General features: G+C 59.9%; 22 protein-coding genes and 1 pseudogene. 9 read left to right on the top strand and 14 right to left on the bottom strand.

What is annotated here, in order from left to right:
* Nucleotides 1–108: 108 nt before the first annotated feature.
* From JFC13_RS08710 to JFC13_RS08695, 4 genes are all read right to left on the bottom strand, one after another.
* Complete coding sequence (locus tag JFC13_RS08710; RefSeq protein WP_198396696.1) at nt 109–1,032, bottom strand: glycosyltransferase family 2 protein; 924 nt, start codon at nt 1,030–1,032, stop codon at nt 109–111.
* Nucleotides 1,029–1,859 (bottom strand): CDP-alcohol phosphatidyltransferase family protein, encoded by an 831-nt coding sequence (locus tag JFC13_RS08705; protein WP_332839368.1) that lies wholly within the window; start codon nt 1,857–1,859, stop codon nt 1,029–1,031. The genes JFC13_RS08710 and JFC13_RS08705 overlap by 4 nt, the downstream gene beginning before the upstream one ends.
* Nucleotides 1,860–1,977: 118 nt before the next feature.
* Entirely contained in the window at nt 1,978–2,367 is a 390-nt protein-coding gene (tagD, locus tag JFC13_RS08700) for a glycerol-3-phosphate cytidylyltransferase (RefSeq protein ID WP_198396695.1), read from the bottom strand.
* Nucleotides 2,368–2,527: 160 nt separating this feature from the next.
* Nucleotides 2,528–3,790 carry a CDP-glycerol glycerophosphotransferase family protein gene (locus JFC13_RS08695; protein ID WP_198396694.1) on the bottom strand — a complete coding sequence of 421 codons (1,263 nt, stop codon included), beginning with the start codon at nt 3,788–3,790 and terminating at the stop codon, nt 2,528–2,530.
* 157 nt (nt 3,791–3,947) lie between these two features.
* On the opposite strand from JFC13_RS08695, the gene JFC13_RS08690 reads away from it, so the two are divergent.
* Nucleotides 3,948–5,066 (top strand): magnesium and cobalt transport protein CorA, encoded by a 1,119-nt coding sequence (locus tag JFC13_RS08690; protein ID WP_198396693.1) that lies wholly within the window; start codon nt 3,948–3,950, stop codon nt 5,064–5,066.
* Between the two features lie 15 nt (nt 5,067–5,081).
* Here the strand turns inward: JFC13_RS08690 and JFC13_RS08685 are convergent, their stop codons facing one another.
* Both JFC13_RS08685 and JFC13_RS08680 read right to left on the bottom strand, forming a co-directional pair.
* The gene (locus JFC13_RS08685) at nt 5,082–6,932 is read right to left on the bottom strand and encodes a glycosyltransferase (protein WP_198396692.1); all 1,851 of its coding nucleotides are present in this window, start codon (nt 6,930–6,932) and stop codon (nt 5,082–5,084) included.
* Between the two features lie 439 nt (nt 6,933–7,371).
* Nucleotides 7,372–8,013, bottom strand: coding sequence for a PepSY domain-containing protein (locus JFC13_RS08680; protein ID WP_198396691.1), 642 nt, complete (start codon nt 8,011–8,013; stop codon nt 7,372–7,374).
* Between the two features lie 162 nt (nt 8,014–8,175).
* Between JFC13_RS08680 and JFC13_RS19665 the strand changes: the two genes are divergently transcribed.
* The 3 genes from JFC13_RS19665 (at nt 8,176) to JFC13_RS08665 (ending at nt 10,960) form a co-directional block, all read left to right on the top strand.
* Nucleotides 8,176–9,030, top strand: a complete 855-nt coding sequence (locus JFC13_RS19665) for a glycerophosphodiester phosphodiesterase (protein ID WP_332839367.1) — start codon at nt 8,176–8,178, stop codon at nt 9,028–9,030.
* Between the two features lie 288 nt (nt 9,031–9,318).
* Entirely contained in the window at nt 9,319–10,305 is a 987-nt protein-coding gene (locus JFC13_RS08670; protein WP_198396690.1) for a malate dehydrogenase, read from the top strand.
* A 61-nt stretch (nt 10,306–10,366) separates the two neighbouring features.
* Nucleotides 10,367–10,960, top strand: coding sequence for a helix-turn-helix domain-containing protein (locus JFC13_RS08665; protein WP_198396689.1), 594 nt, complete (start codon nt 10,367–10,369; stop codon nt 10,958–10,960).
* A gap of 27 nt (nt 10,961–10,987) precedes the next feature.
* On the opposite strand, the pseudogene JFC13_RS20010 reads toward JFC13_RS08665, so the two are convergent.
* Nucleotides 10,988–11,266, bottom strand: a pseudogene (locus JFC13_RS20010) (Rho termination factor N-terminal domain-containing protein); the annotation flags it as partial.
* A 437-nt stretch (nt 11,267–11,703) separates the two neighbouring features.
* On the opposite strand from JFC13_RS20010, the gene JFC13_RS08655 reads away from it, so the two are divergent.
* Nucleotides 11,704–12,225 (top strand): flavin reductase family protein, encoded by a 522-nt coding sequence (locus JFC13_RS08655; RefSeq protein WP_198396688.1) that lies wholly within the window; start codon nt 11,704–11,706, stop codon nt 12,223–12,225.
* Here JFC13_RS08655 and JFC13_RS08650 read toward each other — a convergent pair.
* The 6 genes from JFC13_RS08650 to JFC13_RS08625 all read right to left on the bottom strand — a co-directional run bounded on the left by JFC13_RS08650 (nt 12,209) and on the right by JFC13_RS08625 (nt 18,550).
* A complete protein-coding gene (locus JFC13_RS08650; protein ID WP_198396687.1) occupies nt 12,209–13,390 on the bottom strand; it encodes an NAD(P)/FAD-dependent oxidoreductase in 1,182 nt (393 codons plus the stop codon). The two genes, JFC13_RS08655 and JFC13_RS08650, sit on opposite strands and share 17 nt — an antisense overlap.
* A gap of 50 nt (nt 13,391–13,440) precedes the next feature.
* On the bottom strand, nt 13,441–14,241 hold the full coding sequence (locus JFC13_RS08645) for an SDR family NAD(P)-dependent oxidoreductase (RefSeq protein ID WP_198396686.1): 801 nt from the start codon (nt 14,239–14,241) through the stop codon (nt 13,441–13,443).
* A 48-nt stretch (nt 14,242–14,289) separates the two neighbouring features.
* Nucleotides 14,290–14,565, bottom strand: a complete 276-nt coding sequence (locus JFC13_RS08640; protein WP_198396685.1) for a DUF6480 family protein — start codon at nt 14,563–14,565, stop codon at nt 14,290–14,292.
* Between the two features lie 69 nt (nt 14,566–14,634).
* Nucleotides 14,635–15,528: an SDR family oxidoreductase gene (locus JFC13_RS08635; protein WP_198396684.1), complete on the bottom strand. Its 894-nt coding sequence runs from the start codon at nt 15,526–15,528 to the stop codon at nt 14,635–14,637.
* 89 nt (nt 15,529–15,617) lie between these two features.
* Nucleotides 15,618–15,800, bottom strand: coding sequence for a hypothetical protein (locus JFC13_RS08630; RefSeq protein WP_193096147.1), 183 nt, complete (start codon nt 15,798–15,800; stop codon nt 15,618–15,620).
* A 185-nt stretch (nt 15,801–15,985) separates the two neighbouring features.
* Nucleotides 15,986–18,550, bottom strand: coding sequence for an ATP-dependent DNA ligase (locus JFC13_RS08625; RefSeq protein WP_198396683.1), 2,565 nt, complete (start codon nt 18,548–18,550; stop codon nt 15,986–15,988).
* Nucleotides 18,551–18,708: 158 nt separating this feature from the next.
* On the opposite strand from JFC13_RS08625, the gene ku reads away from it, so the two are divergent.
* The 4 genes from ku (at nt 18,709) to JFC13_RS08605 (ending at nt 22,697) form a co-directional block, all read left to right on the top strand.
* On the top strand, nt 18,709–19,617 hold the full coding sequence (gene ku, locus JFC13_RS08620; RefSeq protein ID WP_198396682.1) for a non-homologous end joining protein Ku: 909 nt from the start codon (nt 18,709–18,711) through the stop codon (nt 19,615–19,617).
* Nucleotides 19,618–19,647: 30 nt separating this feature from the next.
* Nucleotides 19,648–20,898: a cytochrome P450 gene (locus tag JFC13_RS08615; RefSeq protein ID WP_232488382.1), complete on the top strand. Its 1,251-nt coding sequence runs from the start codon at nt 19,648–19,650 to the stop codon at nt 20,896–20,898.
* Nucleotides 20,899–20,969: 71 nt separating this feature from the next.
* Complete coding sequence (locus JFC13_RS08610) at nt 20,970–22,397, top strand: MFS transporter (protein ID WP_198396681.1); 1,428 nt, start codon at nt 20,970–20,972, stop codon at nt 22,395–22,397.
* Between the two features lie 99 nt (nt 22,398–22,496).
* A complete protein-coding gene (locus JFC13_RS08605) occupies nt 22,497–22,697 on the top strand; it encodes a CsbD family protein (protein ID WP_198396680.1) in 201 nt (66 codons plus the stop codon).
* A gap of 167 nt (nt 22,698–22,864) precedes the next feature.
* Here JFC13_RS08605 and JFC13_RS08600 read toward each other — a convergent pair whose 3' ends face one another.
* Nucleotides 22,865–24,139 (bottom strand): dicarboxylate/amino acid:cation symporter, encoded by a 1,275-nt coding sequence (locus JFC13_RS08600; protein ID WP_198396679.1) that lies wholly within the window; start codon nt 24,137–24,139, stop codon nt 22,865–22,867.
* Nucleotides 24,140–24,155: the final 16 nt, after the last annotated feature.

The raw sequence follows: 24,155 nt of genomic DNA, 5'->3' as shown, positions 1-24,155 counted from the left end.
TCATGCCTGCGGAGCGTTGCGCGGCGCTGCGTATCGATTCTGATCGAGCGAGATGAGAATTTCTGCAGAACCCTGCGCAGATCACAGAGATACGCGCGCGTACTCGGCTCAGATGACGGGAGGGCGCCCGTGTCGCGACATCCTCAACACCCCTCGTTTCGAGAGTTTCCGTCGGTCTTCGTCCTCTGCCCACGGATCGAGTCTCCAACCCGCGCGCCACCCTTCCATCCATGCCCGCAGCTGATGTGGCTTGTTCGCCCATTTCACACACTGCATCAGTGTCCACGAACCGACGTAGGCCCAACTGAAGGGCCACGGCAGGTTGCGCCGGGCCAACCAGACGCGGTTCCTTGCATTCATGTAGAAGTATTCGTCATGCCGTCTGGGATCGATCACGGGGTGTGCCACTGCCAGGTCACCCATGTACCAGACTGTGTAACCTGCGTCCCACACTCTCCAGGCAAGTTCGATGCCCTCGTGGGCGTACCAGAATGGTCCCGGCCAGCCGCCGCATTCGTCGAATGCCTTCCGCTGCATGCAGACGGCGCCTTCCCAGACTGAGAAGACGTTGGAGGAGTGCTCGGCTTCGCCCTTTTTCAGACGCGGGATCCATCGCTTCGGAGCATCCGGCCCGCCAGGTTCTTCTACCCGAGGTTGGATCAGACCAATTCTGGGTTTCGTCCGCATCAGTTGAGCCATGCGTATCAGTGTGGTGTCGTCCGGTAACCATGCATCGTCGTCGAGGAAGAACAAAAATTCACCTTTGACGTGCGGAACTCCAGCATTTCGTCCGGCAGGGATCCCCAAGTTCTCCGGTAGTGCGAGAGTCTTGACCTCGGCTGGTATACCCTCGGGGTCCCACCCATTGCCTACGCAGACGACGTCGAGTTCGACGCCCTTCTGCGCCAGTAAGGATTCGAATCCGCGGTTGAGGTCGTCCAACCGCTTCCCCTGTGACAGGACGACAACACCGAACGAGTATTTGCGGCTCTCTTCGAAACGCTGTGACAGAATGCGCGAGGTATCGGTCATGACAACCTCCTCGAGGCCATGATCGACATGAAATGTCCGATGACAGATAGGAGACACAAGGGCGCCAGAATAACGACAAGCCAACGCTCACCGAACAGAGGAGCAGCACCAGCCGACGCCGCAATAATGGTGACGATGCTCGCAGCCAAGGCGAGGAGCGACATCTCCACAGAATGATAGATGCGATGGAACGGTACGAATCGAGCTGCTCTTTTGAGCTTCGCAACAAGCCCCGGGTTCAGCGCGGTCGCCGCTTGTGAGTCCGCGAGTTTGTCCAGACCGTTGAACGCTCTCGAGACGTGAACCATGTCATTGAGTGCTTTGTTCAGCAGAACGAATCCAGCCAGGACGGTTCCGGCCAGCAGGTAAGGGTAGGTTCCGGCGGGATCGTCTCCGAGGTGCTTCCACTCCCCCACCGCTCGAATGCCCAGAGCTACAGCGACTAGGCCCTCCGTAGTGTAATGCCCGACTTTGTCGAGGAAGACGCCTTTTGCTCCGCTGGTCCCGCGCCATCTGGCCACTTCACCATCGCAGCAGTCGATGTACATCTGAACCTGGGAGAAGAACACTGCAAGGACTGCTCCCCAGATCCCAGGAATCAGTAAGCTGGCGGCAATGCACCAGCCGGCGAGGATCATCAGACCTGTGACTCCGTTTGCACTGATCCTCGTACGTACGAGGATCATCGTGAAATAGATCGAAAAGTGTCTGAGATAGAGTTGCGCGCTCCAGTGCTCGGCATTCTTACGACTGCGAACCTCGATGGGTTGAGCTTTAGCACGAAGCTCAGCCAAGGTCGGGTGGCTCTGCGGTTCCCGTGTAGACACACCCGCTCCTCTCTGCTTCAAGGCAAGTGTTTAATGTTGTGGGGCATTCTACTTTCACCACATCGGGTGCCCCTGAGAACGCGCAGGGGTGAAATGAAACTGGATGGCAACCGGGCAGTCAGGACTTGCCGAGCTCCGTCTTGATCCGAGTAGTTGAAATTTCAGGGGTGCGGGGCAGGTACACGACCTCGCATTTATCCTTGAGGAAGTCGAACTTGCCTTCCCAGTCATCGCCCATCACAAAGGTGTCGATATGGTATTTCTCGACGTCCGTGACCTTCTGCTCCCAATTGTCTTCCGGGATGACAAGGTCAACGTAGCGAATCGCCTCGAGCATGTGCTTACGTTCTTCATATGAGAAGTAGGACTTCTTATCCTTGCCGGCGTTGAACTCGTCACTAGAGAGTGCAACCACCAAATAGTCACCTTGTTCTTTGCACCGCTGCAGCAAGCGGATGTGACCGTAATGGAGCAGGTCGAAGGTGCCATAAGTAATGACTCGGCGCATCAGTCCTCATTTCAAACGTCCAGGAGAGCACAGGCCAGAACTTCTGGACACAGGTACCCAAAGAATTTCATCGCAACTTTACCATTTTGTTACCTGAGGGCTGAACTCAAACCCTCCGAAAGTCAACCACGGGTCGGCGCTCGTGTATTTGGTCTGCCACTCACGAGCTACTAGAAAGGCTGGTGTCGCGTTCGGCTATGACTTGCTTGGCAGCCGAAATGAATCGGTTGACTTGCGCTCCCTGGACGGTTGAGCCCAGATAGTGCTCACACAGCCGTGCAGCCGTTTCGACAGAATCTGTCTGATCGGACAACAGCTCAACGAGACTGTCTTCTGAACCCTTGCCGATAGTGGGATTGCAATCGAGCAGGCCGCCGGGCAGAACCATGGAGTCAGAATGACAGGGCTTGATCATCACCAGCGGCTTGCTGGTCGACAGCCAGTCAAAGGCCACAGATGACATCTCGACCAGTGCCCGATCGGCTGCATCAAACTGCCACGAAACGTCTGACGTGAGATCCATAAATCCCCTCGGATCCGCCTCGATGATCGAACGGACTTCGTCCAAGGCTCTTTTGAAGCTGCGGTCGCGCACTCCTGTCCGCGGATGCGGGCGGAAGATCACACGATACCCCGCAGCCAGCATGGCGGAGACAAACCTGGCCCCATTGTCGGCAAGGGTGCCATAGGCCATCGATGGCGAATCACCCTCCCACGTTGGCGCATAGAACACGGTCATGCCTGCAGGAGCGTCGGCGTCGAATTCACGCCATGCCTGGGCAATCTCACGCGGGCGGTCCAGTTGGGGCCGACCGACATCGAGCAGACGCTTCGAGTCCATCCCCACAAGGGAGTGCTCAATTCTCTCCCTAGCCGCTTCCCCTGCGGTGAAGACATAATCGTAGGCTTTGAGCTGGTTGGAGATCATCGAGATCTTCTCGCTCTCACCGTGGCTGAGATGCACGTGGGCCGGGTTCGGATAACGCAATGCCTGAAAATTCGGTGTTGACTGGTTGACATAGAAGACGGTTCTCAATGACGAGGACGTCATGAACGCGTCAAGGCCATTCGTGAGACGCGAGAACCGAACCGGGAGATGGGTGACATTCCTCAAGTGCTTCGCCACCATTGGGGTGCGAACGATGATTCCAAATGGTTGGTCACCGTGGCCTGATCGCTTCAACTCGGCTTCCAGCTGCTCGAACGGCCAGAGCCACTGTTCAAGCTGATACACCGAGTCCATCCCTACGCCGAAGTACGCAGCGGCAATGAATTCGTCCGTGTCCTGAGGATAGAAGTCAGCCGAAAGCCTCGACTCGTGAATGCGGTCGCGGAACTTTCGCGCTCCAAGCTTGGCCGCCGACTGGGCGAAATTGGCGCCTTTGACCGCTTGATGCGACAGGTCTTCCGGAAGATTGGTCATAGGACTATTGTGCACGTGCAGATTCGAAGACCCTGAACCGACTCTCCGTATTTACGCAACGTGACTTGGCATTATGATCAAGCGAGTTGAGTGAAGAGCTATGCTCACTTCCTCGCCCTCGGCTACGTTTGAGTCTTAGTCGACCGAAAGATTCACCATGGCACGAGTACGCAGACACAAGTCCGAACCGATCTCCAGGCGCAAGCGCAGCACTGTTGCCTTACCTGAATCTGAGAAGCCGGTACTGCTCAGTCGCCGGATTGTCGACAGCGAGCCCGGCGACCTGTCGGCTTCGTCGACCTTCGCCGGAGCCCTTGCCCAGCAGCCGACGGATCACTCCTCCACTTCACCATCATTTACGCAGGTCGTCGTCCCCAAGTCCACGCCGGAGCTTCTCGCCGAAATCGCCTCGGTGTGGGAGCTGCACCCTGTCCTCGTCGAGGACCTATTCCATGCAAACCAACGTCCCAAGATCGATCGCTACGACGATGTTCTCTTCGTCGTCGTCAAATCCGCGGTCTACATCGACTCGGCCGAGGAGGTCGAGTTCAAGGAATTCCACCTGCTCATGAAGGACGATGTTCTCGTCATCATCTGCCAGGACGATCGATTTATCGACGGATCGCCCATCCCACAAAGCGTTGAAGACATGGATGCCTATTTTAGGGATAAGAAACGCCAGTGGGCCTCGGAAAGGGAGCTTCTCTCCTTGGGTCCTGAGGCGCTCGTCTACCGGCTGCTCGACACCGCAGTCGACACCTATTTCCCTGTCTTGGACGGCTTGCAGGACGACAAAGACGGAATCGAACGACAGGTCTTCAGCGGAGACACCGCGGCAGCGGCACGGATCTACCTGCTCAGCCAAGAGGTCATCGATGTCCTCCATACAACGACGCACCTCAACCGCCTCACTCAGAGACTGGGCAACGGTGCCGCCAAATACTCGATACCAAGCGAACTGCAGGCCTACCTCAACGACGTCACCGACCATCTGACTCGAGTCCTCGCCGAGGCTGCCGAACTGCGCGAAGCCCTGTCACAGATCCTCAACGTCAACTCCACCCTGGTGGCTCAGCGTCAGAACGAAGATATGAAGAAGATCTCAGGATGGGCCGCTATCCTCTTCGCTCCCACGCTGATCGGAGCGATCTACGGTATGAACTTCGACGACATGCCAGAACTGCATTGGGCCTTCGGCTATCCGATGGCCATCGGGCTGATGGTGGGCCTTGGCGTGGTGCTCTATACCGTGTTCAAGATGAAGAAGTGGATGTGAAGAACAGGTTGCAGCCTATTGAATCAGGAGGATTTGCCCGCTGAAGTTACCGTGCTTGGTTGTGTACAGCTTGAGCACTTCGCTGGTATCGCTGATGCTCGAATTCTTACTCGTGATGCGAGCCCTGTTGAAACTGCGGCCGGTGACAAGATCTACCGAGAAATCGATATAGCCAGCAGGGATGGATGACAATCGGCTGATCGGGATCGCTGCACGAACGACATTGCCATCATATTCCGCCGCTACACGCCCGTAGAAGTTTCCTGTGCGGGACTTCCATGAAATATAGATGTCGTCCGGCGCGCGCCCTTCGAGCCCCTTCACGCCGACCGCGATCTCAACATGCTGTCCGTCCACTGTTGCTTCGCTGAGGACCGCACGCAGGTGCTCAAGATGCACGATCGGCTCAAACGATCGTTCGGCGAGCACTTTGCCCCAGCGCTGAACAATTGGAGCCTCAAAGTAGTCGGCTGCCCTGGCGACAGCTGCCCGACGCATTTCCTGCACACTGTCTTCGGGCATGGCGAGGAAGCGAAGAATTGCTTCTGACAGCGCATCGACATCTCCGGCTGGGACGAGGAAGCCGTTGATACCGTCATCAATGATGTCTGCAGGTCCGTAGTCGACGGCATACCCGATGGGGATGCATCCGGCCGACATGCTCTCGAGTATGGCCAGAGGTTGACCTTCGTAGCGGCTCGTGAGGAGGCTGAAAGCGCTCGTGTGGAAGTTCGCCTTTGCTCCAGGCGTATGCCCGTGCAGTCGGACTGAATCCGCGACGCCGAGGCACTCGATGAGATCTGTCAGCTCTGTTCGTTCGTCACCCTCGCCGTAGACACCGAGAGTGATGCCTGGAGCATAAGCGGATGCTTTGGCGATTGCACGAATGGCGTGTTCAACGCGTTTCTCCGAAACCAACCGGGCAATCATGGCACCATGTTCACGAACACGGGGCGCGGTCGGATCGCCGTCAAGGTCCTCGGTGAGGTTCGGTACCGTCCTGATTTTGCCGGACGAAAGTTCGGCCTCGCCCATGTCGTCACGCTGCTGATCAGTGAGTGTGGTGACGAGGTCGAAGGAGTCGAGGTTGCTGACGTAGCGGATCTGTCCAGGATCCAGTTCTCCGAAGTTGCCGCCTCCCGGCTTACTGAGGATATGAGTATGGACGACCTGACAGAGGATGACGCTGTCTCGTCGGTAGTCGAAGACGAGTCCGCCGGCGAACGGCGAGTCAGAAATCAGGTACGACTGCTTACTCCCAATGACGACGTCTAGCCACGACTGGTAGAGCGCGCGAGCAGTAGACCATTGAGCGATGATGTTCCGATTGCGATCGAAGAGGCTTATTCTTCTTCCTCCCCGTTGCCCGCGCTTGTTCATATCGAGGCGGTCGCTGAGCAGGAGTGTTCCTCTATCGTGATAACGGTCAACTTGGAGGTCAGTCTCGCCTGAATCCCTACGGAATTCTGTCCATTCTGAGCCGGTGCGATCGAGAACGTCGCCGACTGCGGTGTGGTCCAACGCGGATGTGCCGACCATCCTGCGCAGTTTTCGGTCAGGCCATGAGGTGAGGTCTTTCCATATGTTGTGCAGGCGCACCCGGCGGTCAATCCGCCCCTCGTCGCGTAGCTCTCGCTCTCGGTCTTGGTGCTTCAGTTCGGTGCTGAGCGTCAAGATGTCGATCCGCCGATTGTCCTGCCGTGCAAAAGCCGAGCTGCGCTCGAGCGCGACAGTCGTCATGCCCCCGAAATCATACGAGATGCCCCAAGTCAGCGTGTAGTAACACCCTTCCGGAAGAACACCTTTGTGGGGAAAGCGGTGGGAATAAGGCTGGTGAAGTGACGGGGAATTGGGGATGGGCTTCATAGAGACAACTATAAATGTCAGGATCGCGAGACCTACTCAGGTGACCCACCCATGGCAATAGGCGTTGTGGCGCTGAATTCGCACTCAATATCTGCTGAATCTGCGCATCTTCGCGGGCAGAGAGTGGTGTTTCACCATCCTGGCGGCGAACACAGGACGAGAAGTACGGATGTGATATTCGCTACAAGGCAGCAGATATGCCTGCTTGTACGCGGACTTCGTCAAAAATCGCATTCATGATTCTCTGAACGTCAGCAAGACGGCACACCCTTCCTCATCCACGACGACACGGCCGACCGCGCATTCCACAGTGCCACGTGAAATGCCAGCGCTACGACGATCTCGGGCCAGCCTGGACAGAGAGTGCTGTCCGAGCTGCCCCGCGATCGTCGGGCGGGTGCCCTGTATGAGGCGTGGACTCAGCCGATAGGGACGAGCCTCAGTCGACCGTCACCTTCTTCGATTCGACATTGACCGTGACTTCGGTTTCGTTTCCCTTGTCATCGAAGTCGAATTGGTATTCGCGCTGTCCGTCGTCATATTCAAGCTTCCAACCGGAGACACGGCCCTCGCCCTTGTCCTTGGCCAGGTCGAACGCTTCGTCGTAAGTCATCGGAGATTTGAGGTCGATGGCCTTTTCCTTGTCATCGCTGTCATCCGATTCGTCGCGAACGACCTTGCCTGAGTCTGCGTCGATGACAACCTTATGGTCGGTCTTGCCGTCCATGATCTTGACATCGTATTCCCATTTACCGTCGTCACTGTCGTAATCGAGTTCAACCGCGTGCAGAACGCCGTCTTTGGCCTTGACCTTATTCTGTGCCGTTTTGACAGCGTCCTTGGCCGACGTGGATGGAGATTTCTTGCTCAGATCTGCGTCTTTGGAAAGCTCGGAACCGGAGGTCTTCGCATTGTCTGCCGACCCTTCATCGCTGGGTTCCGACGCATCCGCTGCCTGAGTCTCGGCAGGGGCCGGCGACTCTTGAGCATCGTCATCTGAAGCGCCCGAGCAACCCGCGAGCGCCAGCCCAATTCCGAGCACACCTGCAACTGCAACATGGGACATTCGATTCGTCTTCATCCGGTCACGCTAACACTCGTCTGTTGGACTGAAAACCCCCATCGGAGCGCTCTGAATACGCCACCGGTTGGAGGTCCGCCGGAACAATCATTCTTCTGTTCTCATCCTGCTGTTCATTTCTCGGTCTCCGAGAGCTTGCCTGGCGCCCATAGCGTCGCAAGCGTGATTACGACTGAGCCGAAGAATTTCCGTCCCCGTCCGTCATCGATCCTCGCCGCCGCAGTGCTCACCCTGACTGCAACCGTCAGCACCGGCGTCGTCTCCGCCTCGGCTCACGGTCTGGGGTCTCCATCCGCGACCGACTTCGCTGCACCCGATCAGGTCTCCGAACTCGAATTTCCCGTCACGGTCTCCCACCGCGGCGGCGCCGACGTCTACCCGGAGGAGTCCATGGAGGGATTCACCGCCTCGGCGAAGGACGGATTCCTGCCCGAGATGGACATCCAGTTCCTCGAAGACGGCACCCCGGTCCTCATCCACGACGACACAGCCGATCGCACCCTCACCGGTGTCAGCGGACCGATCCGCGATCTCAGCCTCGAGGAATGGGACGCTGCGACCATCAAGCACCCACAAGGTGGAGAGCCGGCGCAGACGGTCACCCTCGATGAGGCACTCGACGAACTCGGCGGGGAGGTCGTCATGGTTCCCGAGATCAAGCCAGGGGCCACCTCGGCGGAGGTCGATCAGGTTCTCGATATCTTCGACGAACGCAGACTCAAGGACTCACTCATCGTCCAGTCCTTCGACTTCGAAGCGGCGAAGACAATCGCGCAGCGCGGCTACACCTCGCTCTACCTCACCGGAGCAAAGCTGCCGACGGAATCGTTCGATGAGATCTCCGACGCCGGCATCGAATGGGTTGGACCCAGTAAGAATCTGCCGACCCGAGACCTGCGCAGACTCGACAAGGCAGGCTTCCACGTTGCGCCCTATACCCTCGCGACGTCGAAGGACGGGCACCGCCTGCCCGGCTGGATCGACGGCTATTTCACCGACGACGCTTGGACGAACTAGCGGGCAATGCCCGGGCCTCGGAGACTAAATGTGACTCCTGCATGATGTCCCCTGTTGGCGAACCGATAGAATCGGCTCGTCACACACTTCTCACCTGAGGAGTCGCAGTGACGTCCAACGCAGCGATGCCGCACAAGCGACCTTGACGGGCCTCAACAAGGAAGTCGACTCCTCGTCATGCCGCTCGGCGTCCTCTTCACTGAAGTGACCTGAAGAACGCCGTTGCACACGAGAGGACAGCCTGCATCGCCTGCGGCAAACTCCCGTTACAGCTAAGGAGCACAATCGATGAATACCCCCATCAAAGTCGCCGTCACCGGTGCAGCCGGTCAGATCGGCTACAGTCTTCTCTTCCGCATTGCCAGCGGCGCTCTCTTCGGCCCGCAAACTCCAGTTCAGCTGCGCCTGCTGGAAATAACACCAGCACTGACCGCCCTCGAAGGCGTGGTCATGGAACTCGAGGACTGTGCCTTTCCCACTCTCGACTCGGTTGAGATCGGCGATTCGGCCGAGCACATCTTCGACGGCGTCAACCTCGCCCTGCTCGTCGGCGCTCGCCCCAGGTCTCAGGGCATGGAGCGCAGCGACCTCCTTGAGGCCAATGGTGCGATCTTCACCGCCCAGGGCAAGGCCCTCAACTCAGTCGCCGCCGACGATGTCCGCATCGGTGTCACCGGGAATCCGGCCAATACCAATGCGCTGATCGCCATGCACAATGCGCCCGACATCCCCGCCAAACGTTTCAGCGCGCTGACCCGCTTGGACCACAACCGCGCTCTGGCACAGCTGGCCAACAAGGCCGCAGTATCGGTCGCCGACATATCCAGGATGACGATCTGGGGCAACCACTCAGCCACCCAGTATCCCGACATCTACCATGCAGAGATCGGCGGGGTGAATGCCGCTGAGGTCATCGGCGACCAAGCCTGGATCGAGAACGATCTCATCCCCACGGTTGCCGAGCGCGGTGCCGCCATCATCGAGGCGCGTGGATCCTCCTCTGCGGCCTCTGCTGCCGCGGCGACGATCGACGCCGCCCACGACTGGCTGCACGGCACGCCCGAAGACGACTGGGCCTCGATGGCGGTGGTCTCCGATGGCTCCTATGGCGTGCCTGAGGGGCTGATCTCCTCCTATCCCGTGACAACTTCGGGCGGGAACTGGGAGATCGTGCAGGGACTGGAGATCAACGACTTCAGCCGCCAGATGATCGACGCCACCACGGCTGAGCTCGCCGAGGAGCGTGAGACGGTGACCGGTCTCGGTCTGATCTGAGATCGCGTCGGCTGGGTGCTGATATTCTCAGCCTCAGATGACCCCGTGACCGAAGGCACCCATGAGCACCGAGAATGTCCCGCCGAATGCGGCTGATCCCAGTGTCGAGTACATGGGTGCGCTCATCCACCAGTTGCGGGAATCGGCCGGGATGACTCTGACCGACCTCAGCCGCGCCGCTGGAGTGAGCCAAGGACTGCTGAGCCAGATCGAACGCGGTCGCGGAAATCCTGCATATCTCACGCTGCTCAAGATCGCGAAGGCCTTCGATGTGCCCGTCGGCCGGTTCTTCACCCAGGGTGAGGAACCAGCCGACAATCGCGTGGTCCGCGCCGACAAGCGTCGGCAGCTGCAGGTCACCGATCGCGGACTCGTCTACGAGCTGCTGACGCCGACGATGAACGGCGCGCTGCTGGTGCTCAAGATACAGGTCCCATCGGGGTACTCCAACGAGTCGGTGCCCTTCAACCATCACCGCGCCGAAGAGTGCCTGTTCGTCCTCGAGGGAACCTGCTATTTCCAGATCGGCGATGACGGATACACGCTGGCAGCCGGTGACAGCATCACCTACTGGGGCGATCAGCCGCACTGGTTCCGTGTCCTCGGTGACGCCGAGGCGGTCCTCATCGCCACGATGACTCCCCCGGTATTCTGAGGTCCGATTCCAGGGGTGGACGAGACTTCAGTCGCTCTTCTTCGTTCGCTGGCTGCTTTCACGTTCGAGGGCTTCGACGAGTTCCTTCTTGGTCATCGACGAACGTCCTGGGATCTTCAGCTTGCTCGCCTGCTGGTACAGGTGGTCCTTCGTCGCATTCGCGTCCACCCCACCAGCGGTCGGGCGATCGGTGTTCTTCCCGCCCTTGGCTTGGCTATCTGATGGCCCCGGTGAGGATTTCGGTTCCCATCTGTCACCGACCTTTTCGTGAGTGTGCTTGAGCGCATCGTAGGCCACCTGGTGAGCGCGCTCTTCGTCGCCTTACTCCTCCATTGCGGAATCGTAGGTCTTGGCGAAAGTTCGCTGAGCTTTGGCATCCGAATGTCGCAAGGTTGCTGGAAGCTCTGACTTCTTCGGGACTCCTGAACTGCTCATCTTCGGCATGGTGACCACATCTCCTCACGAACGCGAACGTCACGGTTATCCCGACGGTAACGCAGATCACCCTCGCATGTCAGGAACCGTGCCGCACACCGTCTGCGTCGATATCGCTTCGCAGACATATCGCTGGTGTTCTGTGCCCGGCGGAAACGCCCGAACCAGTGACTCTTGTCCGCTGTCGGACAGGGGCGTACGTTTGATGCACGAGGACAGTGTCGCGCACGGGTGCCTGCGCACCGGCGCAGGAACGGCAGCCGAGCTCGGCTCAATGCTGCACCGCTGTGTTACAGAGAGGACCCGTCATGGATGAGGAGACGTTCGACAACCTGATGGTCTCCGCCGATGCCGGTCTGATCGTGGTGACCACCGCGGCAGAGGACGAATGGGCTGGCTGCCTGGTGGGATTCCACTCGCAGGCGAGCATGTCTCCTCAGCAGTACGGTTTCTGGCTGTCGAAGGCCAATCACACCTATCAGGTGAGTCTGCGGGCCACCCATTTCGCGATTCACTTCCTCACTGCCTTAGATCTCGCCATGGCGCAGCGCTTCGGTGCCCGATCTGGTGAGGACACTGACAAGTTCCGCGGACTCGATGTTCACCTCACCGAGCAGGGAGTGCCGTTGCTCAGTGCTCTGCCGAACCGGATGGTCGTCGAGCGCATCGCCATGCTCGATGACGGAGGAGACCACGTCGCCATCACCGTTCGGGTGATCTCAAGCGAGACCAGCGGAGCCTTTGCGCCTCTGCGGCTGTCCCACATCGGCGACCTCTCTGCAGGCCGCGACAATGACTCACGTGCGATCGATCCTAAGGCAGGCGGCTGACCAGGTCGCTGCGGGAGTGGGGCCAGTCTTCAGCCAGGATGGCCCGAGCAGTGTCCAGACCGCCGTCCAGATTCACCAGGAGCACGCCTTGCACCCGGCCCTCGTCGTTCAAGTAATAGACCGCGCCCTCCGTCTGCGGTTTCTGCCAGTCCTCGATCGTCTGCAGATCTGAACTCAGCGTCCCCACCGCCTGATAGCCGAAGTCGAAGACGTTGGTGTAGAAATACGGTGTGTGCGTGTAGGTCTCGTCACTTCCTGCCATGATCCGTCCGGCCACGGTGCCCATCTGGGTCGCATTGTCCACATGCTCGACGCGCTGTCGGCCGAGGATCCGGTCAGGGTAATTGGCAACGTCACCGGCTGCATAGATGTCAGGGTGAGAGGTCTGCAAGGACCCGTCGACCGTGATTCCGTCATCAACAGCGATTCCTGCCTTTTCGGCCAGAGCGGTTGACGGATCGATTCCCAGGCCCACCACGACAGCATCGAACTCGTGAGTGCCATCGCCGTAGTCAAGTTCAACATGCTGGCCCTCGGCACGGCCACCGGACACCTTGGTATCGGGGACCAGGGTGACACCCTGGTCGTGATAGAGCTGATGGAAATGATCGGCGAGATCGGGTGGGAAGACGGAACCGCACAGAGTCTCATCGTCGAACAGAAGCGTCGTATTCGTTGTGTTCTGCACCAGAGCCGCTGCCAGCTCGGTGCCGATGAACCCGCCTCCGATCACGGCGACATTGAGATTCCCTCCCGCGAACTCACGCAGGCGACGATAATCATCGAACCCGCGGAAGTAGATGACGCGCTGACCTTCCTCGAGGTCGATCTGCTTCGGTTGCCCACCGGTGACGAAGAGCAGCTTCTCGAAACGGTACTGTCCGTCCGAGGCCGTCACCGTCTTTGTCCCAGCGTCAACGCTGGTCGCTTCAGTACCCAAATGGAGCTGTGCCCAGGTGTCGGCAACGGTCGACAGGTAGTTGTCGTCCTGTCCGAAGCTCGGGTCTGTCCACAGCTTCTTGCTCAGGGCAGGTCGTGTGTACGGTTCATCGACATCGTTGCTGATGATCGCGATGGAACCGTCGGAATCGAGTTCCCGTATGCCACGGGCAGCTGCGTCAGCGGCCATTCCTCCGCCGAGGATCAGATAACGAAAATCCTGCATGGTTCAGACTCCTTCTCATATCGTCTACCGCGTGCCCGTGGTCACAGCATTCAGATCGTGGCGACTGATCCGGCATCGACGCGATAGTTGGAACCGTTGACGAAGCTGGCGGCGTCGGAGCACAGGAATGCGATGACGTGGGCCACCTCTTCCGGTTTGCCCCTCCGGCCAAGTTCCATGAATGGCCGTTCCTCGCGCAGGAACGACGCAATCGCCTCATCAAAGGGCACTCCCAACGATTGGGCACGTTTGCTCATCATTTCGTCGGTCATCGGGGTTTCGATGAATGCCGGTGACACTGTATTCACGAGCAGCCCCTCGGAGGCGTAAGTGCGGGAGAGGCCCTTGGCCAGGGAGAGGAGTCCTGCTTTGGCAGCGCAGTACGGCAGTTCGTCGTCATAGGGTTGGACCGCGTCTTCGGAGGAGACGAAGACGATCCGCCCCCAGCCGCCGCGCCTCAGACCCGGGAGGAACGCCCGCGTGACACGCACGGGCCCCATCAGGTCGACATCGATTGTATGGTCCCATCCCTCTTGGCTCACCTCGTGGAACAGACCACCTTCACCATGGATCCCGGCAACGTTGATGAGGATGTCGAGGTCGCCGACTTCGTCCTCCACTTTCTGCGCAAGTCTCTCGATGGCTGCGGGGTCAGTGACATCGGCGGCAATGGCGTGTGGGCGGTTTTCGGAAGCCGGCAGCTGTTGGACTGCGTGATGGAGTTTGTCCGGTTCACGGTCAGTCATGACGACTGTGGCACCCTCAGCCAACAGCAGTTGTGCCGTGGCGAATCCGATGCCTGAATCGGCGCCGGTGACCAGTGCTTTGCGTCCGCGAATGTTGAGATCCATGGAGTCTCCTTTCAGAGCGTTGGCGTCCTGTTCGCCTCAAAGGTGGCCTCAGCTGAATAGACCGACGGCATAGGCGACGAACACCATGATGATGATGGCCAGTATTGCGCCGACTCCGACGAACACCCACTTCGTCCGCGGAGGTCTCCTGTCCGGTGGGTGTAGCGGTGATGCCGTGGCCGAGTTGGATTCCGGTGGCGTGGCGCCGGGTTGGACACTGCCTCCCCCATCAAGATCGGGGTCACCCGAGGGGTCCGGATCAAGGTTGGGGTTGCCAGTGGTGTGCTTCGATGAGTCTGGGGTTCTGTCGTTTCTCGAATTCATCGGTCTTCACATCCTCCAATGTCGCTTCGCCGGTCGGAGCCGCCAATGGTCTTCAGCAAGATCGTTCTGTCACGGCGTGGGCTGGCCCCCATTGACGTTGAGGGTCTCGCCCAGGACGTAACTCGACTCAGCCGAAGTGAGGAACACATAAGCTGGCGCGAGCTCCGTCGGCTGCCCGGCTCGCCCCAAGGGAGTGTTCTTCCCGAAATGGGGCAGTGCTTCCTTCGGCTGACCGTCAGAGACCTGAAGGGGTGTCCAGATCGGGCCGGGAGCAACCGCGTTGACTCGGATGCCGCGTGGAGCCAGCTGAGTGGCCAGCCCTTTGGTGAAGTTGTTGATCGCAGCTTTAGTCGACGCATAGTCCAGCAGGTGGGTCGATGGAGAATACGCTTGCACGGACGTCGAGTTCACAATCGTTGCGCCGGCGGGCAGATAGCCGACTGCCGTCTTCGTCACGCGGAACATGGCGCGAATGTTGGTCTCGAAGGTATTGCCCCACTGTTCGTCGGACAGGTCTTCGATCGCTTCGACTGCAATCTGTCGCCCCGCGTTATTCACCAGGGCGTCGAGTCCACCCAGCCCGTCTGCCGCATCATGGACGACCTGCTGGCAGTAGTCGGGGTCGGCGAGGTCACCGGGCAATGGGACCGCTGTGCCGCCGGCCTCGCGGATGACGTCGCAGACGTGTCGTGCGTCGTCCTCCTCAGCAGGAAGGTACGAAAGGGCGACATCTGCTCCTTCGCGGGCGAACGCGATAGCGACGGCCGAGCCGATGCCGGAATCAGCACCGGTGATCAGCGCCTTGCGTCCCTTGAGCCGACCGGTGCCGCGATAACTCTGCTCGCCACGGTCAGTGCCTGGAATCAGTTCGACGTCCAGGCCCGGCTCAGGCTGGTCCTGTTTGGGTGGAGAGATGTCCGGAAATCGTTTCACCGGATCCTGGAAAGTCAGTTGGTCGCTCATGAGCTGTGGCCCCTTTCAACTGGTGGTCGATTCGCTTCGGCTGGCCAGGGTCTGTTGAGAGATAAGCCGCCTGGTGAGAGATGAGCTGGTCAGTAATGCGCTGGCGGGTCGCTTGCGGGAAAAGATTCGTCTTCCCATTCATCGACCAACTCATCATCGTGTTCCTTGGTGGAGTGATCTGTTCCGGGAGTTTCAGCAACATCGTGCGGCGCTTCATCGGGAACAGTGTTGAGGGTCTTCTCCATGCTCTCGGTTTCTCGATCATTCGTCATCGTCGCCTCTTCTCACTGATGCCGCATCCGCGATCATCAGACTCATTGCGATCTTGGTCAGCACGGTGCTCTCTGAAGGTTCCGTACTGTCCCGGTGCCGTCACATTAACAGTCTCCTCGGAGTCTCGTAACCCCCGTTGTGACCGACGTGGCCTGCGGGAGAACATGCTCGACCCCCTCCTGGTTCAGGCGGTGACCTCCTCCGGGTCGATGTCCTCGCGGAGTCCGCGCCATACGGGATGACGCAGACGACCGGCCTCGGTGATACCTCCATATCGGACCTCACCGACGAGGCTGGGCCGCACCCAGTTCGCATCACGTGACTCGGCGGCAGGAACCTCCAGAGAAGGTGTCTTCCGGCTCAGGTGATCGAGCTGTGCCCGCAGAGCCTGCAGCTGGTGGTCGTCGAAGCCGGTGCCCACGCGACCCAGATAGACCAGACCGTCCTTTTCGTGGGCTGCCAGCAGCAGCGAGGCGAAGGTCTCGGAACGCTCCCCTTTGCCGGTGCGCCACCCGACGATGATCACGTCTCGGGTCGAGGAATGTTTGAGCTTGGCCCAGGTCCGTGTCCGACGGCCCGGCAGATAGGTGCTGTCGGTCTGCTTCGCCATGACGCCTTCGAGCTGGAGTTCACGACTGGCCTCCATCGCCTTGTCGACAGTTCCTTCGAAGGCCGCCGGCACATGGATGTGCTCGCCCTCGGTGACCAGGTCAAAGAGACGTTCGCGTCGTTCGAGATATGGGGTCTTCAGCAATGAAGCGCCATCAACGTTCAACACATCGAAGACCATCAGGTACACCGGTGTGCGCTCACGTTCACGCTCAATGTCCCTCTCACGCGTCAGCCCCATCCTGCGTTGCAGCCGCCCGAAGTCGGGGCGACTGCCCGGGCCCAGTGCGACGATCTCTGCGTCAAGGATGCAATCAGCGTCCACGCAGTCGGCGAGCTCGATGAGTTCGGGGTAGGCCTTCGTCATATCGTGACCATTGCGGCTGGTCAGCGCGATCGACCCGGACGAATCATCGGTGCCGGCACGCACGGAGGCGAGCGCTCGGATGCCGTCCCACTTCATTTCGAATGCCCAGTCCTCGGCCTGTCGGCGAACGGAGTGAAGGCTTCCGATACTGGCCAACATCGGTGCCATGTCAGTGGGCTGGGCATCTGTGGAACCGGTGCGTTCGGGGCCCGTGGGCCCGTTTCGCTTGGAATCGGTGGGCTCAGTCGAAGGTTTGCCCCGCCTCGGCGAGTTCGTGGATGAGTCTTTGGTCAGGTGGATCATCCAGTTCTTCTCGGGTTCCTTGTTCGGCCCGTGCGCGCCGGTGTTGAACAGTGCGAATCGTCGTTCTCCCCCTAGGCCGCCGTCTTCGGCCCCGTGGAGGACAGCGATGATCTCGCGACCCTCTTTCCACTTCTCGAGTTCGTAGGTCCCCGAGTCCCAGATCGTGACCTCGCCCGCACCGTACTGTCCCTTCTCGATCGTGCCTTCGAAGTTTCCGTATTCGAGCGGGTGGTCCTCGGTCTGGATGGCCAGATGATTGTGCTTCGGATCGGTGGGCGGTCCTTTCGGCAGTGCCCACGAGACCAGAACGCCTTCGTGTTCGAGTCGGAAGTCCCAGTGCAGGGTGCTGGCGTGATGTTCCTGGATGACGAAGGACAGCTCGTCCCCGCTGGTGCCGTGGCTTTCGGGCACCGGTTCGCTGGTGTGCTTCGGGTCCCGTTTGGACCGATAGATGTCCAGGCGGTCGCGCGGCGCCTTCGATGAGTTCGACGATTCCTTCTTCGAAGCGGGTGCGGATCCCGCCGAGGTGGGGGTCGGATTTGCTGAATCGCCGGCAGTCTTCGCCAACGGTTCGAGCAGATCGCCGAGGTCATCGATCCGCTCAAGGACCTCCTCGAAGTGCAGCTGCTCGACAGCGGACGGGTCGTCGAGTTCGTCCCAGGTCCGCGGTGTCGCCACTGTGGGGGTGAACCGGCCGCGCAGAGAATACGGGGCCACTGTCGTCTTCGCCGCTGAGTTCTGAGACCAGTCGATGAGCACCTTGTTCTCTCGCAGCGTCTTCTTCATGGCTGAGACGACGAGGTCCTTGTGATCGGCTTCGAGGCTGCGCGCCAACTCGTGGGCGACGTCGGAGATCTGCTGGCTTGATGCCGATCCATCGAGCGGCGCATAGAGATGGATCCCCTTGGAACCGCTGGTCACCGGGTAGGCGTCGAGATCCATCCCGGTCAGCAGGTCTCTCACCAGCTGTGCGACCTCGATGCAGTCGGCCAGTTCGCGTCCTGGCCCGGGGTCGAGATCGAAGACCATGCGGTCAGGATGCCGTGTCGTCGACTCAATGGTGCCCGGGTCGGATGACCCCTTCGCGACCTGCCATTGCGGGATGTGGATCTCGAGTGAGGCCATCTGCGCTAGGTAGGTCAATGTCGCACGGTCCTGGACCAGCGGGTACCTTTTGGATCCGGTGGAATGACGGATGGAACGGGATGTGAGCCACGAGGGTGCGGAGTCGGGGAGGTTCTTCTCAAAGAACACGTCTCCTGGTTTCTGCGGTGTGCCGACACCGTCGACCCAGCGTTTGCGGGTGGCAATGCGGTCATGGGCGTGCCGGATCAGGTGTTCGTGAATGCGAGCGTAGTAGTCGAGCACCTCGCCCTTGGTTGTGCCTGTCTCCGGATAGAAGACCTTGTCGAGATTGGTCAGCGTCAACCGATGCCCGTCGACGGTGACTTTCTGCTCCTGGCGTGACATGGACACCTCCTGTGGTCTGTACGCTACCCGCTCACAGCAGAGTGCACGAGGGGGCACGGACGAGACCACCTCGGCGCTGGAGCCCTTCCAGGTCGGGCGGCCAGCAGGGCCAGCCGATGGGGGTAGCCAAGGTGCTGAGACTGAGTTTCAATGGAGGTATGAGAGCCATTTGGACCGGATCGATTGTGTTTGGTCTCGTCAATGTGCCGGTGAAGCTGTACTCGGCCACCGAGAACCACGATGTCAGCATGCACCAGGTGCATGAGAAGGACGGCGGACGCATCCGCAATCAACACCGTTGTCAGGAGTGCGGGAAAGTCGTTGAGTTCGACGACATGGTCAAGGCCTACGACGACGGCGACAACCGCGTGATTCTCACGAAAGACGATTTCGAAGCCCTGCCCGCCGATGAGAATGACGACCTTGACGTCCTCCAGTTCGTGCCCAACGATCAGATCGACCCGATCATGCTGGAGAAATCGTATTTCCTGGAGCCGACGTCGAAGACACCGAAGGCCTATCTGCTGCTGCGGCAGACGCTCGAAGACACCGAACGCACGGCCATCGTGAAGATCACTCTGCGCACCCGCACTCGACTGGCGATCCTGCGAGTGTGTGGAAAGGTGCTCATGATCCAGACATTGCGGTGGGCCGATGAGATCCGCGACGTCGACTTCAAGGGCGTGAACTCCCAGGCGAAGATCTCCAAAAAGGAAATGGAGATGTCAGCCAAACTCGTCGAATCGTATTCGGAGGACTTCACACCGGAGGAGTTCAACGACGACTACCAGGACGAACTGCGCAAGCTCATCGACGCGAAGATCGACAAGGGAGAGACCCTCGACCTGGAGAAGGCCTTCCCTGACGAGGACGAGGACGAAGAACCCGGCGGCGACGTCATCGACCTGATGGAGGCGCTGCGCAAATCCGTCGACACCTCACGCTCCTCGAAGAAGAGCTCGAGCAAATCCGGGGCGAAGAGTACGTCTGGGAAGGCGTCGTCTGGGAAGGCGTCGTCTGGGAAGTCATCGTCCTCGAAGTCGGGTGCGAAGAAGAAGACAGGATAACGCGAAGCAAGAACAGTCAGAGGAGTTCGCATGATACGCCGTCCCTTCGACAGCACCGCCTCCTTCCTCAACGAGGGATACGCATTCGTCTCCTCTCGCTGTGACACATGGGACACCGATCTCTTCACCACGCGACTGTTCCTTCAGCCGACCACATTCATCCGGGGCGAGGAAGCAGCTGGGCTCTTCTACGAGGGCAATCGGTTCACCCGTGAGGCCGCCGTGCCCCCGAGTGTTCAGCACCTGCTGCAGGACAAGGGGTCAGTCCAAGCTCTGGACGGGGTCGAGCACCACCGGAGAAAGCAGGCGTTCCTGTCCCTGATGGGCGAGGACGCGATGTCCGGCCTCGGGGAGATCTTCGACGAAGAGTGGGCCGAGACGCTGGAAACGCGTCCTGGGCCACGACGCATCGTTCTTCATGATTTCGCCCGGGACGTGCTGACTCGCACAGCCTGCCGGTGGGCGGGGGTTCCCCTGGAGGCGACCGATGTCCGGAAACTGAGCAGTGAACTGGGCATGATGATCGATCACGTTGCCAAAGCCGGCCCTGCGAACTGGTATGCGCAGTGGCGCAGACGCGGCACCGAAACCTGGGCGGCCAGTCTCATCGAGAAGGTTCGTCAGGGGGCTCTGTCACCGGCGCCGGGCTCTGCACTCTTCGTCTTCGCCCATCACACCGATTCCGCTGGCCAGGAGCTCTCCGCCGAGGTGGCCGCAGTCGAACTCATCAACATCCTGCGTCCGATTGCGGCGGTTGCCCGCTTCATCGTCTTCGCCGCTGTCGCTCTCGTTCACCATCCGCGCTGGCGTGATACGTTCGCCTCCGGTGACGAGACCGATCTGGAACCATTCGTCCAGGAGGTCCGCCGTTTCTACCCGTTCTTCCCGGCAGTCCCGGGCAGAGTCCGTGAGCCCTTCAATTGGCGTGGGCACCGGTTCGACGAAGGCGACCGTGTCATCCTCGACCTCTACGGCACCTGTCACGATCGCAGACTGTGGACGGACCCCAACAGTTTTCAGCCCGAGCGCTTCCGCGGCTTCAGCTGGGACGAGCACCCCAACACGCTGATCGCGCAAGGTGCCGGCAGGCACTCCGCGAATCATCGTTGCCCCGGGGAATGGAGCACGGTCGAAATCCTCAAACGAGCCGTGCGTCTGCTGGTCAGCAGCGGACTCGACGTGCCCACGCAGGACCTGTCCATTCCCCTCAACCAGTTCCCCGCACTGCCGCGCAGCGGGTTCGTCTTCCACTACTCAGGCAGACCGGGTTCAGACATCTGAGGGGCGAGTATCTGATCAGAGGTGCCGGACAGGCGCGAGCGGGAACCGTAGACAGCGAAGAAGGGACTGGAATGAACTATTCGTCACACGATGAGAAGATCCCCACCCCTGATGGCATCGACATGTCCAAGATGCCACCCGAGAAGAAGCGCACGCTCAAGCGAGCCATCGGCGGTTCAGCGCTGGGCAACGCGGTCGAGTGGTTCGACTACGGCGTCTATTCCTATGTCTCCGTCTACATCGCCAGCGCCTTCTTCCCCGGCGAGTGGGGTGTCGTCCTCACTTTCGCAGTTCTCGCTCTGTCGTTCGTCTTCCGGCCCTTGGGAGGCTTCATCCTCGGGCCCCTGGGCGACAAGGTCGGCCGCCAGCACGTGATGGTTCTGACCATCATCATGATGACGATTCCGACCACGCTCATCGGCCTCCTCCCCGGCTATGCCACACTCGGCGCATTCGCACCGATCCTGCTGTTGTTGTGCCGCATGGTCCAAGGCTTCTCCACCGGCGGCGAGTACGGCGGTGCCGCCGTCTACATGGCAGAATCGGCACCCGACAGACGCAGAGGCTTCTGCGGGTCCTTCCTCGAGATGGGCACCCTGGCGGGAACAGCCTCGGCGGCATTCGTCTGCACCATCCTCCTGGTCGTCGTCGGCTCGGACGGCATGGAGGCCGGGTGGTGGAGACTGCCCTTCCTGCTGACCCTCCCCCTCGGCGCCATCGCCCTCTGGCTGCGGATGAAGCTCGACGAACCGGAGGCGTTCTCACAGACCACTTCACGGCAGCAGGCCAACCGCAAACCGTTCCGGGAACTGTTCACTGGATACAAGAAACAGATCCTCATGCTCATGGCCTTCGTCGTGCTGCTCAACATCGGGCAGTACATGGTGCTGACGTATATGCCGACCTACCTCAGCGGTATTCTGGGTCACTCCGAGGTCACGAGCAACTTCATGCTCGTCGGGCTGCTGTTGGCGATGATAGCTGTCGTCAGTCCGCTGGGCAGGCTCACGGATACGATCGGGCGCAAACCGGTGCTCTACACCTCGGCGATCGGCTTCATCGTCCTCGCCATCCCCGCATTCATGCTCATGCACGCCGAAAGCCGCGGGCTCCAATTCCTGGGACTGGGCATCATCGCGCTGCTGCAGGTGATGATGCAGTCCTGCGTCTCGGCGACGCTGCCGGCGATCTTCCCCACCCAGGTGCGGTTCTCCGGCTTCGCCATCGGCTACAACATCTCGACCGCGATCTTCGGCGGGACCACGGCAGCGGTGAACACCTTCGTCATTCAGAAGACCGGGTTCGATCTGTTCCCGGCCTTCTACCTCGCGGGGGCCGGGGTCATCGGCCTCATCGGCATCCACTTCTTCAATGAGACGGCGGGACGTCCGATCAACGGCGTCACTCCCCCGGGCTCCGAAGACGAGGAGCTTGCCGACATGGGCTATGAGCTCATCGGTTTCAACGACAATGGTGCCGAGGCTGATGACAGCATCTGAGAACCCCCTTGCGCCAACCTTGCTGATGGCGCGATTATGACAGATAGGCCGCAGTCCTCGTATCTGTCATGACCTGCTGCCCAACCGAAAGGAAGAACAATGAGCAAAGAGAACTCCCACAAGGCCGAAGAATTCAAGGGCAAGGCAAAAGCCGCTGCCGGCAAGGCCACCGATGACGAATCTCTCCAGGCAGAGGGAAAGGCCGACGTGGTCCAGGCCAAAGGCAAAGAGGCTGGCGAAAAAGCCAAGGACGCCGCTCGCGGCGTCGCCAACTCGCTCAAGGACTCCTCTGAGCGCTGAGAAGCAACTGGTCTGAGAATGGGAGCGGCAGTTCATTGCCGCTCCCATTCCCATGGGGCCGCGCTGCTTCCCTCGCCTCGGTGGCGCCGAGGCGGTCATCATCGATGCATCTCCCGGTGTTCTGAATCGATCCCTCGGGAGGTCGGCCCCGTTGGCGAGTCACGCTGCTACGAAGGGCTGTCCTCGGTTGTCGAGGTTGCGTGTTTCCTGCTGATCCGCTTTTCGCTCTTGTCGATGAGCTGGGCTCCGACGAGGTCGCCGGTAATATTGATCATCGTCGCCCCCATCCCGAGTATCACGTCGACACCAGCGACCAACGCCACAGTTTCGAGTGGCAACCCTGCCTGCTGCAACAGGATCGTCAGGCCGATGAGTCCAGCGCCGGGGACTCCTGCAGTGCCGATGGAGACGAACGTGGCGGTGAGCACGATTGCGCCGAGTTCGAAGAGGGACATGTCATGTCCGGCGATATTGGCGGCCAGCACGACCGAGGCTCCCAGGCGGATGACTGCGCCGTCCATGTTGATGGTCGCTCCCAGCGGGATCACAAAGCCAGCGACCTCCTGGAGGATTCCCGCCTTCTTCGTCGCCTGCAGCGACACCGGGATCGTGCCGGAACTGCTCTGGGTGGTGAACGCCGTGGCCATCGGCTCACCTGCGATTCGGAAGAACCCGCCGATCGGAACCCGATTGATCAGCAGCAATGGAATGTAGATCAGCAGGATCTGCGCAGCCAGACCTGCATAGACGGCCCCGGTCAGCTTGCCCAGGGCTGCCAGTGCATCGAATCCTTGACTGCCGATATCGCTGGCCACGAGAGCAAAGACACCGAACGGCGCATATTGGAGGATGCCGGCGAGGATGCGGAACGTCATCTCTTTGGCTGCCAGGACGAATTTGTGCAGCAGGTCTCCGAAGTCCGAGACCGTCGCGTCCGACGAGCGCCGCATACCCGCGAGCGTGAGGCCGATGATCATGGATACGAAGATCAAAGCAAGAATCTTGCCATCGGTCAGAGCCTGGAAGAAGTTCTCAGGAAATACTCCAACCAGCTGGTCGGTGAACGACGGCGGTTCAGGCGTCTCTGCGCCGTTCTCAGGACGTTTGAGCCCCGTTCCCGGGTTGATGAGAAGCGCCAGCGACAGGCTGATGATGACGGCGGCGACGGTCGTCAGCAGATAGAAGGCGAAAGTCGTGAAGGCAACCCTGACAAGGCTTCCGGACTGCGTGGTGTTGACCGCGTCGATCAACGTCAGCATGATGATGGGGATGACAACCAGCTGCAGGAGATTGAGCAGAATGTCACCGATTGGTGACAGCACTTGAGCCTGTTGACCGAACGCCAGTGCAACGATCAGCCCCAGCACGAAGCCGACTGTCATCTTCACAAGGAGTTTTGTATCCCGGTAACGGCGCCAGATGCGTACGAGGATCCGTGACATGTTCGACGGTGCTCCT

Origin of the sequence: Brevibacterium antiquum (genome assembly GCF_016107655.1) — a bacterium.
Taxonomy (GTDB): domain Bacteria; phylum Actinomycetota; class Actinomycetes; order Actinomycetales; family Brevibacteriaceae; genus Brevibacterium; species Brevibacterium antiquum.
Note: the sequence above shows the minus strand (reverse complement) of the source record. Positions and strands in the feature narration are given on the sequence as shown.